This window comes from Plastoroseomonas hellenica, assembly GCF_018129085.1.
Lineage (GTDB): Bacteria > Pseudomonadota > Alphaproteobacteria > Acetobacterales > Acetobacteraceae > Plastoroseomonas > Plastoroseomonas hellenica.
In genome coordinates this window covers 1-11833 of record NZ_JAAGBB010000098.1, presented here as the reverse complement: position 1 = coordinate 11833, position 11833 = coordinate 1, and the positions used below count along the sequence as shown (strand labels likewise).

At 69.7% G+C, this 11833-nt stretch carries 12 protein-coding genes; 7 read left to right on the top strand and 5 right to left on the bottom strand.

The annotated features are described in order from the left end of the window. On the top strand, positions 1–386 hold a 386-nt coding region (locus tag GXW71_RS33530; RefSeq protein ID WP_211858248.1), incomplete at its 5' end, for a hypothetical protein. 60 nt (positions 387–446) lie between these two features. Here the strand turns inward: GXW71_RS33530 and GXW71_RS33525 are convergent. Beyond that, a complete protein-coding gene (locus GXW71_RS33525; RefSeq protein ID WP_211858247.1) occupies positions 447–1748 on the bottom strand; it encodes an NfeD family protein in 1302 nt (433 codons plus the stop codon). A gap of 254 nt (positions 1749–2002) precedes the next feature. Between GXW71_RS33525 and parE the strand changes: the two genes are divergently transcribed. Then, positions 2003–3982, top strand: coding sequence for a DNA topoisomerase IV subunit B (gene parE / locus GXW71_RS33520; protein ID WP_211858246.1), 1980 nt, complete (start codon positions 2003–2005; stop codon positions 3980–3982). A gap of 19 nt (positions 3983–4001) precedes the next feature. Here the strand turns inward: parE and GXW71_RS33515 are convergent, their stop codons facing one another. Then, entirely contained in the window at positions 4002–4643 is a 642-nt protein-coding gene (locus GXW71_RS33515) for a DedA family protein (RefSeq protein ID WP_211858245.1), read from the bottom strand. A gap of 297 nt (positions 4644–4940) precedes the next feature. Here GXW71_RS33515 and GXW71_RS33510 point away from each other — a divergent pair, with 297 nt between their 5' ends. Beyond that, positions 4941–5714, top strand: coding sequence for a TerC family protein (locus GXW71_RS33510; protein ID WP_211858244.1), 774 nt, complete (start codon positions 4941–4943; stop codon positions 5712–5714). A 12-nt stretch (positions 5715–5726) separates the two neighbouring features. On the opposite strand, the gene GXW71_RS33505 is transcribed toward GXW71_RS33510, so the two are convergent. Then, on the bottom strand, positions 5727–6140 hold the full coding sequence (locus tag GXW71_RS33505; protein WP_211858243.1) for a DoxX family protein: 414 nt from the start codon (positions 6138–6140) through the stop codon (positions 5727–5729). A 254-nt stretch (positions 6141–6394) separates the two neighbouring features. Here GXW71_RS33505 and GXW71_RS33500 point away from each other — a divergent pair, with 254 nt between their 5' ends. Beyond that, the gene (locus tag GXW71_RS33500; protein ID WP_211858242.1) at positions 6395–7180 is read left to right on the top strand and encodes a class I SAM-dependent methyltransferase; all 786 of its coding nucleotides are present in this window, start codon (positions 6395–6397) and stop codon (positions 7178–7180) included. 67 nt (positions 7181–7247) lie between these two features. Next, the gene (locus GXW71_RS33495; RefSeq protein WP_211858241.1) at positions 7248–7442 is read left to right on the top strand and encodes a type II toxin-antitoxin system VapB family antitoxin; all 195 of its coding nucleotides are present in this window, start codon (positions 7248–7250) and stop codon (positions 7440–7442) included. A gap of 148 nt (positions 7443–7590) precedes the next feature. Here GXW71_RS33495 and GXW71_RS33490 read toward each other — a convergent pair whose 3' ends face one another. After that, on the bottom strand, positions 7591–7992 hold the full coding sequence (locus GXW71_RS33490; RefSeq protein WP_211858240.1) for a PH domain-containing protein: 402 nt from the start codon (positions 7990–7992) through the stop codon (positions 7591–7593). 227 nt (positions 7993–8219) lie between these two features. Between GXW71_RS33490 and GXW71_RS33485 the strand changes: the two genes are divergently transcribed. Continuing rightward, on the top strand, positions 8220–9188 hold the full coding sequence (locus tag GXW71_RS33485; protein WP_211858239.1) for an ATP-grasp domain-containing protein: 969 nt from the start codon (positions 8220–8222) through the stop codon (positions 9186–9188). Between the two features lie 143 nt (positions 9189–9331). Here GXW71_RS33485 and GXW71_RS33480 read toward each other — a convergent pair whose 3' ends face one another. Continuing rightward, positions 9332–10027, bottom strand: coding sequence for an alpha/beta fold hydrolase (locus tag GXW71_RS33480; protein ID WP_246527133.1), 696 nt, complete (start codon positions 10025–10027; stop codon positions 9332–9334). 288 nt (positions 10028–10315) lie between these two features. Between GXW71_RS33480 and GXW71_RS33475 the strand changes: the two genes are divergently transcribed. Continuing rightward, positions 10316–11833 (top strand): DEAD/DEAH box helicase (locus tag GXW71_RS33475; protein WP_211858251.1); only part of this gene is annotated, 1518 nt, incomplete at its 3' end.

Below are 11833 nucleotides of genomic sequence, written 5' to 3'. Positions count from 1 at the left end.
AGGCGGCCACGCGCACCCGCACGGCGCGCGGCGCCGCGACCTCCGTGGTCGCGGCGGCGACGGTGCCGCTACGGCTCCGCCCCGATGCCGGCGCCCCGGAGGTCGGGCGAGTGGCCGCCGGCCAGAACGTCACCGTCCGCCCGGCGGAGAACGGCTTCGCCTATGTCGAGGGCGCCGGCCAGGCCCGGGGCTATGCCGCTGCCGCCGCCTTCCAGGTCGCGGAGCGGGCGCTCGCCGCGCAGCGTGCCGCGGAGGGCCGCGATCCGCCGGCCACCGCCGCGGTCCGCCGCTTGGCCGCCACCAACATCGCCCGCCGCGATAATTTCGCGGAGAGCGTGACCCTGGCCGAGAATGCCGCCGTGTCGGGCTTCGAACTAGCGAGCTGAGCGGCTGGTTTGCGAGCATCTTCACCCATTCAGGTGAAGCCACCTGAATGGGGATCTGCTCTACCGCTTTCCGCCCTGGCTCGGCTCCAGCAGCGCGCCGATCAGGGCCAGGAACAGAGGCGCGTTCCGGATCTTCCGTTCATCGATCGCGTGCTCCCCGCGGGCCGTCCGCACCCGCAGCGTCCGATACTGGACCTCGTCCATGGCGCCGGACTGGACATGCAGGTCGGTGATCGCGTCGAGGGGTATCGGGCGTCCCCTGATGCGCAAGCTGCGGCTGTCGAGGTCCAGGCTGGGGCCGAAATCGACCTTCTCGCCCTTCCCGAGCGCCTGCCAGGCGGCATCAAAAAGATGGGAATGGGTGCGCCGTGACAGGAGCTCGGTCCAGATCTCGCCATCCGCCCAGATCGCCCGAGGCAGCGTGATGCGCGAGCCGTCCCGCAGGATGAGCCTGACCGCGCCCCGCCCGGCATCCAGGCTGGCGACCGCGGCGTAGGGGATGCTGCGCGGGCCGTAGCGAAGCCGCTGCTCGCCGATGACCACGGATTTCGGATGGCTGAGCCAGGCCCATGTCGCCCGCGCGCCGCAGGCGGCGATGGCGAGGCCGGCCATGGCGAGGGCGTAGGGATAGGCGATGTCGAAGAAGGCGCCACCGCTCTTGTTCGCGAAGCCGCTGTTGCCGAAGCTGCCGTCCGGCGGGGCAAGGGATTGGGCGATCACCATCGCGAAACAGCCAGCGAGCGCGAGTCCGCCGAGGACCAGCAGGAAGGCCATGGCCGGGACGCGGCGGCGCAGCGGGTATTCGCCGATGCCGTCCGGCGCGGTCGCCCGGCCGGGAAAGACCACCCGGTCAGGCTCGGAATCGGCAGCCGGCCCCGCAGCCGCGACGCGCTCCTGCGCGGCTGCCTGCCGGTAGAGATCGCAAAGGCGAACATACTCCGCCGCGGAGCATTTGAGGGTGAAGGCGCCGCAAGTGACCAGGCCCTGCACGCCCTGGAGCTCGATGGTCGCCCCGGTCGGGATGCCGTTGTGGCTCTCGCTCCGCCAGGTGTTGCCGACGATCGCGGACCAGGCCATCGGGTCCTTGCCGCGGATGGCGATGCCCTGCTTCGACAGGATCAGCGCGGGCTCGCCGATCGCCAGCCACTGCGGCAGGATCCGGATCAGGAAGAGCAGCACGAAGGCGGCGGCGATGCCGAGGACCACCCAGAAGGCGGTCATCGCCTCCTTGCCGCCCGGCTTCTCCATGATCTTCCAGGCGGCGAACAGGCAGGCCCCGACGGCACCGAGGATGAGGAACGACGGGATCGCGAGCTTGATGGGCGACCGGTGGATCTCATGCGGCCTGTGGAGGTCGGCCATCGTCGATCGTGAAATATAGGCCATCAATCACCCATGCCCGCCAGCCCGCTGGCCCCCGGTGTTCCCGGAAATGCAGGCTTTAGTTTTTATGCTGGAGCGGGTCCAGGTCACATCGCCTGCCTTCCCGGCCAATCACCATCCGATCAACACGGCACCGCGATCACGGCTCCGCCAAGGCACGCCGGCCGACTCGTCCATCGCGTTGCCGGCCGGCGCCGGGCCGGCTATCGTCGGACCCCTCAGGGGAACAAGACATGAACGATCTCTTCGCTCGCGGAGGCAAGGGCGCCGCCGCGGCGACCGACACCTACTCGGCCAAGGACATCGAGGTGCTGGAGGGGCTGGAGCCCGTCCGCCGCCGGCCCGGCATGTATATCGGCGGCACCGACGAGAATGCGCTGCATCACCTGGCCGCCGAGATCATCGACAACGCGATGGACGAAGCGGTCGCCGGCCATGCCGACCGCATCGAGGTGACGCTGGAAGTGGGTGGCTGGCTGACCGTGCGCGATAATGGCCGCGGCATCCCGGTCGACCCGCACCCGAAATTCCCGAAGCTTTCCGCGCTGGAGGTGATCCTCACCACACTGCATTCGGGCGGCAAATTCTCCGGCAAGGCCTACGAGACCTCGGGCGGCCTGCACGGCGTCGGCTCCTCCGTCGTCAATGCGCTCTCGGCGCGGATGGAAGTCGAGGTGGCGCGCGACCGCACCCTCTGGTCCCAGGCCTATGAACGCGGCAAGCCGGTCACCAAGCTCAGAAACGCCGGCGCAGTGCACAACCGGCGCGGCACCAGCATCCGCTTCCAGCCTGACCCTGAAATCTTCGGCAAGCAGCATTTCAGCACGGCGCGGCTCTACCGGTTCTGCCGGTCGAAAGCCTATCTGTTCAAGGGCGTCGAGATCCGCTGGTCCTGCGACCCGACGCTGGTCGCGGGCTCCGAGACGCCGGCCCAGGCGGTGCTGCACTTCCCGGGCGGGCTCACCGACTTCCTGGCCTCGGCGCTCGAGGGCCGGGCCCAGGTGGTGCCGCTGCCCTATGCCGGAGAGGTGGAGTTCCCCGATCGCGCCGGCCGCGTCGAATGGGCGCTGACCTGGCTCGAGCAGGGCGACGGCTTCCTCTCGACCTATGCCAACACCATCCCGACGCCCCAGGGTGGCACCCATGAGGCGGGGCTGCGCGCCGCGCTGGTGAAGGGGCTGCGCGCCTATGGCGAGCTGAAGAAGGAACGCCGCGCCGCCAGCGTCACGGCCGAGGACCTGTTCGCGGGCATGGCGGGCATGCTCTCCCTCTTCGTCCGGGAGCCGCAGTTCCAGGGCCAGACCAAGGACCGGCTGACCAGCCCGGAAGCCGCGCGCCTGGTCGAGAATGCGCTGCGTGATCATTTCGATCATTGGTTGACCGGCGATCCGACCACCGCCGACAACCTGCTCGCCTTCGCGATCGAGCGCGCAGAGGAGCGCATCCGCCGCCGCGAGCAGAAGGACACGCCGCGCAAATCCGCGACCCGCAAGCTGCGCCTGCCCGGCAAGCTCGCCGATTGCGCGCGCGAAAGCGCGGAGGGAACGGAGCTGTTCCTGGTCGAGGGCGACAGCGCCGGCGGCTCCGCCAAGCAGGCGCGCGACCGGGAGACCCAGGCGGTGCTGCCGCTGCGCGGCAAGATCCTGAACGTCGCCAGCGCCAGCGCCGACAAGCTCCGCCAGAACCAGGAGCTGAAGGACCTGATCGAGGCGCTAGGCTGCGGCGCCGGCGACCGCTTCGATCTGGCCCGGCTGCGCTATGGCCGCATCGTCATCATGACCGATGCCGATGTCGACGGCGCCCATATCGCCGCCCTGCTGATGACCTTCTTCTACAAGGAGCTGCCGGAGCTGGTGCGCCAGGGCCGCGTCTTCCTGGCGCAGCCGCCGCTCTATCGCCTGCAGGCCGGCGGCAAGTCGATCTACGCGCGTGACGATGCCGACCGGGAGCGGCTGCTGAAGCGCGAGTTCAAGCCGAACCAGAAGGTCGAGGTCAGCCGCTTCAAGGGTCTGGGCGAGATGCCGCCCGCCTCCCTCAAGGAGACGACCATGGATCCGAAGAAGCGGATCCTGCTCAAGGTCGTGCTGCCGCCGGAGGAGCGCGCCAGGACCGCCGAGCTGATGGAGGCGCTGATGGGCCGCAAGCCCGAGCTGCGCTTCAAGTTCATCCAGGACAATGCGGCGCGGCTGGATGCGGAGGCGGTGGACGCCTGAGGCGGCGAACCGGCCGCCTTCAGCCCCGCATCCGGATACGCAGCATCGCGGCCGCCACCGGCCGGAGCCGCTGATAGGCCAGCCAGGCCAGGGCGGCGGCCGCGACCACGGCGGCGATGGTCAGCGGGTCCGGGCGTGCGCCCAACTGCCTCGCGAGCCAGCCGCCGATCGTGCCGGGCAGCAGGACGACCGGCGCCCAGATCAGGGCCGAGAGGATATTCGCGCTCTGGAACATGCGGTTGCGCATGCCGACCACGCCCGCCGCCAGCGGCGTCACCGCGCGCATCGGCCCAAGGAAGCGCCCGACGAAGACCGCCCACCAGCCCCAGCGCCGGAAGACCACCACCGACCAAGCGTAGATCCGGCGGCAGGAGACCGGCAGATAGCGGCGGACCGCATAGGGGCCGATGGCGCGCGCGAGCCAGTACCCCGTGGCATCCCCGAGGATGCCGCCCAGGATGCAGGCGAGGAGCAGTGGCACCGGGCCGACCAGCTCGGCGCCGATCAGGGCGCCGATCGCCAGCAGGAGCGCCGTCGAGGGCACCAGGATGCTGACCACGGGGAAGGATTCGAGGAAGGCGATGACGAAGGTCGCGACCGCGGCCCACCCGGCGTTCGATCGGACCCAGCCCTCGAACGCATCGGTCCATGCTTCCATCATGGACAAGTTGTAATCTGACGCCGGCTTTCCAAGATAGCGGCGGTGACCGCCACCACCCGTGAACCCGCCGCCATCTGCGTTCGACGCGAAGGCCCTTGGCCGCGCATGCTGCGCTTTCCCTCTCGATCTCGTGGCGATCCCGACGGGAACCGCCGCCACATCCCGGCAATTCACGAGCAATAGCATGGCGCCGCCGGCCGCCTGCCCCAAGCCCGGACGTGCGACCGCCGGCCCGGCGGCCTGAGCCGCGCCACCCTCCGACCCAGCCCCTTTCTACAGAGACAGAGTGGAAACCCCATGGACAGCATTCTTGCCCTCGCCAGCCAACCCGCGGCCTGGGCGGCGCTCGGAACCCTCATCGTCATGGAGGTGGTTCTCGGCATCGACAACCTGCTGTTCATCTCCATCCTGACCAACAAGCTGCCGGAGCATCAGCGGGCCCGGGTGCGCTTCATCGGCATCGGTGCCGCCCTGGTGCTGCGCCTCGCGCTGCTGAGCCTGGTCTTCGTCATCGTCCAGCTCACCGCGCCGGTGATCAGCGTCTTCGGCCAGGATTTCTCGTGGCGCGACCTGATCCTGATCGGCGGCGGGCTGTTCCTGGTCTGGAAGGCGACCAAGGAGATCCATCACAATGTCGACCCGGATCACGGCCCCGATGTCTTCGACGGCGGCGGTGCCGCCGTCAGCGTGGGCTATGCCGCGGTGGTCGGGCAGATCCTGATCCTCGACCTGGTCTTCTCGCTCGACAGCATCATCACCGCCGTCGGCATGACCGATCACATCGAGATCATGGTCGTCGCCGTGGTCGTCACGGTCGCCGTCATGCTCTTCGCGGCCAATCCGCTCGGCAACTTCATCGGCAACAACCCGACGGTCGTGATGCTGGCGCTTGCCTTCCTGCTGATGATCGGCACGACGCTGATCGCCGAGGGCTTCGGGGTGAAGGTGCCGAAGGGCTATGTCTACGGCGCCATGGCCTTCTCCGCCGCGGTGGAGGCGCTCAACATGCTCTCCCGCCGCGCGGCGGCGCGCCGGAGCGGAGATTCCGCGCGCATGCCGGTCCGACGCTGAGCGGCCCCCCGCTCAGCCCCGGCGCAGCGGGACCAACGCCCGCAGCGCCGGATCGCGCAGCCAGAGCCCGCCCCAGGCCAGCAGGCCGAGATAGGCGCCGAAAAGCAGGTGGCTGAACACCGGGCTGCCGGCGCGGAGATGAGTCGCCATCGCGCCGCCAAGCAGGCCGGTGAGCAGGACGGCACCCAGCACCGCGGTGCGCGGGATGGTGTAGAGAACGGCGATCGCCAGCGTCAGCACGCCGAGGCCGAAGCCGAGCCCCGGCGGATAGCCGAGTGCCGCCATGGTGTCCTCGACCACGGGCAGCCTCATGACCTTGATGGCGCCATCGAAGAGCAGGAAGAGCGTGACGAGGGCGCTGAGGACGCGCCCGGTCCAAAGCGTGCCGGTCCGGTCGCTGGGCAGGGTGGCGGTGGCTGCGTGCATCTCGATCTCCTCTCGCGAGCGGCGGCTGAATCGCCGCCTCGCAGCCAGGACGCGTGAGCGGGCGGCGTTCCGACAGCCTTCAGGCGATTTCCCATCAACGGCCGGGCGCCCGCATCGCCGTCGTGCAGGACTGGCTCGCACGAAGCCTGGGAGCCGCCGGCATCGCGGGCCGAGGCTGCCCGGAAATGTCACTGGCGCGACCGCATGCCCATCTGCTGAAGAGCCGGCCGCCGTGCCGGCGGGGGAGCGGATCGATGGAGCCGCAAGAGGTCGCCCGATACTGGGAAGCCAATGCCGATGCCTGGTCGCGGCTGTCCCGCGCCGGCTACGACATCTACCGCGACGCGTTGAACACGCCGGCCTTCCTCGCGATGCTGCCGCCGGTCGCCGGCCTCGATGGCCTCGACATCGGCTGCGGCGAGGGCACCAACACGCGGGCGCTCGCCGGGCTCGGGGCACAGATGCAGGCGATCGACATCGCGCCGAGCTTCATCCACCACGCCCAGGCAATGGAAACGGCCGATCCGCGTGGCATCTGCTTCGCCGTCGGCGACGCCATGGCCCTGCCCTATCCCGATGCCGGCTTCGACTTCGCCACCGCCTTCATGTGCCTGATGGACATGCCGGACCAGGGCCGCGCGCTCCGCGAAGCGCAGCGGGTGCTGCGCCCCGGCGGCTTCCTGCAATTCTCCATCCTGCATCCCTGCTTCGTTCCGCCGCACCGTAAGGTGCTGCGCGATGCCGACGGCACGGTGCGGGCGGTCGAGGTCGGCGATTATTTCGCGGCGACCGATGGCCGAGTGGAGACCTGGTGGTTCTCCACCCTGCCCGAGGCCGAGCGAGCGCGGGTGCCGCCCTTCCGGGTCCCCCGCTTCCACCGGACCCTGAGCGGCTGGGTCCAGCTCATCATCGCCGCGGGCTTCGCGATCGAGGCCTTCGGGGAGCCAAGCGCCGATGCCGAACTCGCGCTGGCTCAGCCGGTCGTCGCCGATACCCGCGTCGCACCGCTTTTCCTGCATATCCGCGCAAGGAAGCCGTGATGCCGGGTGCCGGCATTCGATTCAGCATCAAACGATGCTTATGCCGTGCCTGCCCGGGAGATCGGATATGCGCACGACCCTCGCCCTTGACGACGATCTGGTGGCCGAGGCCCAGGCCTTCACTGGCCTGAAAGAAAAGTCGAGCCTGATCCGCGAGGCCCTCAAGGCCCTTATCGAGCGCGAAAGCGCGCGCCGGCTGGCAAGGCTCGGCTGCAGCGAGCCTGCCCTGGAAGCAGCGCGGCGGCGTCGGCCGGCCGAGTGATCCTGGTCGATACCTCGGTCTGGGTCGACCATCTGCTGGCCGCGACCCGGCTGTCCGCGGGTGCGACCCTCTGGACACGCGACAGGCGGCTCATGCCGTCGCGGACCGGTGGGGGCTGGCGATGCCGGAGCAGCAGGGGCGGTAACGCTCAGTCGAGCGTGGCCGCCGGTCCGCGCGGGCGCGCGGCCTGGTTCCAGGCGGTGCGGATGGTCTCGGCGACATGCACGGGATCGCGCAGGCCCCGCAGCACATGCTGCTCCTCCGAACGGCCCTCGGTGCTCTTGATCACCACATCGCCGACGCCGAAAATGCGTTGGGCGAGGCTCTGCCGCACCACCACGTCGCGGATGCGGAAGATCTCCACATCGTCGCGGGTGCGGCTCCAGAACCCCTCCTCCAGCAGGATGCGCTGATTGGTGACGGTGACGCGCTGGCGCCCGAGGAAGGGCAGGCCGAGCAATAGAATACCGACCACCAGCTTCACGGGCCCGAAGGAGCGCCGCGTTTCCCGCGCCTCGAGCAGCTTCTGCTCCGCCACCGTGTCGGCCATGCCGAAGCCTTTCTGTTGCGCCCCCGGTTTAGGCAGCCGCCGCGTCGCATGCAATGCCGGCCGCCGCCGGCGAGCAGCATTTACCAAGCCGGTGGCCGGGTCGTAGAATTTTATCCCTCCGTCACGCTCATATTTAGTCATCCAATGCTATTTTCCCCAGCATCTTGCCAGAACTCGAGAATGATCTTTCCTGAGAGGCTGATCGGCGCCCATCCGGGAGAAGCTTCTTGAGCAAGATTCACGTCATTCACGAAAACGACGCCTGGGTCGAACCGCTGCGCGCGGCCTTCGCCAGCCTCGATGCGCCCTTCGAGGAATGGTTTCTCGACCGCGGCCGGCTCGACCTGCGCCAGGCGCCGCCGGCCGGTGTCTTCTTCAATCGCATGAGCGCCTCCTCCCACACCCGCGGCCATACCTATGCGCCGGAGTATACGGGGGCGGTTATCGAATGGCTGGAAGCGCATGACGCGGTGCTGGTGAACGGCCGCCGGGCCCTGCAGCTCGAGCTCTCCAAGGTTGCGCAATACCAGGCGCTCGGCCGCGCCGGCATCCCGGTGCCCGACACCATCGCGGTGATCGGCACCGAGAATATCGGGGATGCCGCGCGCAGCCTCGGCTTCCCGGTGATCCTGAAGCACAACCGGGCCGGCAAGGGCCTCGGCGTGCAACTCATCCTGAGCGAGCAGGGTCTGGCCGAGGCGCTGGAGCGGCTGGCCGCCGACCCCGATCCCCATGCCCAGCCTCGTGACGGGATCTGGCTCGTGCAGCGCTACATCCGCGCGCCGGAGCCCTTCATCACCCGCGCCGAGTTCGTCGGCGGCAAGTTCCTCTACGCGGTGCGCGTCGATACCAGCGAAGGCTTCGAGCTTTGCCCGGCCGATGCCTGCCAGGTCGATCCCGGCGCCGCCTGCCCCGCTGTCGCGCCGGCCGCCAAGTTCCGGATCATCGAGGGTTTCGGCCACCCGCTGCTGCCGCGCATGGAAGCCTTCCTGAAGGCCAACCAGATCGGCGTCGGCGCCATCGAGTTCATCACCGATGCGGGCGGCGAGACCTTCGCCTACGACGTCAACACCAACACCAACTACAACCCGGATGCCGAGCGCGCCGCCGGCGTCTCCGGCATGGGCGCGATCGCGCGGCTGCTCACCGGGCTGCTGACGCGGCAGAAGGGCGACGCGGTCCTCAGCGCGGCCTGACGCTCACCACATCCGGCGGGGCCGGTCACCAGACCGGCCTGCGGCCGCGGCCGCAGGCCGCCGCCCGTCTCTGCGGGGCGAGCGCAGCGATGCCCCGGAGCCGCGCATGCGGCCCCGCGCGCGACCATCGTTTGAGGGCGATATTAAATCGCGAGCCAGTCCCGCAGCGCGACGTTGACGGCGTCCGGCACCTCCATGGTCGGCAGGTGGCCGGCGCCTGTGAAGCGGATCAGGCGACTGCCGGGGATCAGCGCCGCCATCTCATCGGCGAGCTCCGGCGGGGTCAGGACATCGTGTTCGCCGACGCCGACCAGCGTCGGAACCCCAATGCGCGGCAGGTCGGCCCGGCTGTCCACCCGGGTCAGGATCGCCTGCTGCTGGCGCAGGAAGGCGTCCCGCCCAACACGCTCCGCCATGTCCCTGACATCCTGCGCGAGCGGGGTCTCGAGGCGGGAGGGATGGATCAGGCTGGGCAGCAGGCGGGGCGTGACGCCCTTGAACTGGCCGCTGCGGGTCAGCGCCATCAGGCCGCGGCGGCGGCGCACCTGCTCCTCGGTGTCGGCGCGGGCGGAGGTGTCGAGCAGCGCCAGCCGCGCGACGCGCGGCCCCGCTTGGCGCCAGACCTCGATCGCCGCATAGCCGCCCATGGACAGGCCACAGACCGCGAAGCGGTCGGCGCCCCGCGCGTCCATCAGCGCGACGGCGCGGGCCGCCATGGCCGCGATACTGTCGTCGCGCGTCATATCGGCTATGGCGATATCGGCCACATCGGCGAGATCGGTGAGCTGGTCCTCCCAGAGCCGCTCGTCGCAGAGCAGGCCAGGAAGGAGCAGCAGCATCGGGCGTTCCATGGGGCCCAGCTCTAGCAGATCGCCGCGGGCGGGAAACGCCGCGGGTGCAAGATCCGCTCATGCGCGTCCGGCAGATCGGCCCGTCACCCCCTATTCTTGCTTTTGCGGGCCAGCAGGCGCATATGCGCGGCACCCGCGAAGGGGTGCGCCGACTTGGTGCGCCTCGCGTCGCCGCCAGGGCTTGCGAAGGCTCGGTGTGCCGTGCGGGGTTTGAGGAATAGAAGACAGTTGAACGAGCGTCCCGAAGCGACCGCCAGCGCGGCCGAAACCGAGCCCATGGACCCGAAGCCGGCCGTCACGGCCGCGGCCCCCGCCGCGCCGGAGCCGGACGCGCCCGCGCCGGACGAGCCTGCCCCGGAGACCGCGGCAGTCGAGCCGTCGCCGGACGCGACGCCGGCCGAGGCGGCGCCGGACGATGCGCCGGCGGACGCCGCCGATGCCGCCTGGCAGGCCGACGAGGATGATGAGGACGCGGTCCCCGACGATGCCTGGCCCGAGGACGCGCCGGAGGAAGAGCCCGCCCGCACCGTCTTCGCCGATCTCGGCCTGTCGGACGAGCTGCTCCGTGCCGTCGAGGAATCCGGCTACAAGTACCCGACGCCGATCCAGGAACAGGCCATTCCCGTCGTCATGATGGGCCGCGACGTGCTGGGCTGCGCGCAGACAGGCACCGGCAAGACCGCGTCCTTCGTGCTGCCGATGCTCGACATGCTCACGGGGTCGCGGGCGAAGGCGCGGATGCCGCGCAGCCTGATCCTGGAGCCGACGCGCGAGCTGGCGCTGCAGGTCGCCGAGAATTTCGAAAAATACGGCAAGTACCTGAAGCTCAATCACGCGCTGCTGATCGGCGGCGAGAGCATGAACGACCAGCGCGACGTGCTGGAGAAGGGTGTCGACGTGCTAATCGCGACGCCGGGCCGGCTGCTCGACCTGTTCGACCGCGGCCGCATCCTGCTCGCCGATTGCAAGCTGCTGGTGATCGACGAGGCCGACCGCATGCTCGACATGGGATTCATTCCCGATGTCGAGCGCATCGTGTCGATGCTGCCGAAGCTGCGCCAGACGCTGTTCTTCTCGGCCACCATGGCGCCCGAGATCCGGCGCCTGGCCGATGCCTTCCTGTCGAACCCGCGTGAGATCACCGTGTCGGCCCCGGCCTCGGTCGCGACCACGATCACGGCCGGCATCGTCTATGTGCAGCCGCATGACAAGCGGGAGGCGCTGCGCTGCCTGATCCGCAGCGAGCAGGTCGGCAACGCGCTGATCTTCTGCAACCGCAAGGTCGATGTCGACATCCTCTACAAGAGCCTGAAGAAGCACGGCTTCGCGGCCGGCGCCCTGCATGGCGACATGGAGCAGGCGGCGCGCTTCGCGACGCTGAACGCCTTCAAGGCAGGCGAGCTGCAGCTTCTCGTCTGCTCGGACGTGGCCGCCCGCGGCCTCGACATCGGCGGCCTGTCGCATGTGTTCAACTTCGACGTGCCGTTCCGCGACGAGGATTACGTCCACCGCATCGGCCGCACCGGCCGGGCCGGGCGAGAGGGCCGTGCCTATTCCATCGCGACCGCCGACGACATCCGGCTGGTGCAGGCGATCGAGGCGCTGACCGGCAAGCCGATCCCGCGCATCGCGATCGACGGGCTGGACCCGGTGACCGACGCGGAGCTGGCGGAAGCCGCCACCGCGCCGCGCCGTGGCCGGACTGGCCGCGCCGATGCGCGTGGCGGCCGCCGCGGTGGCGGCCGTTCGGCGGAGACCCGGCCCGAGAAGCGCGGCAGCGGTCGCGGCGAGAAG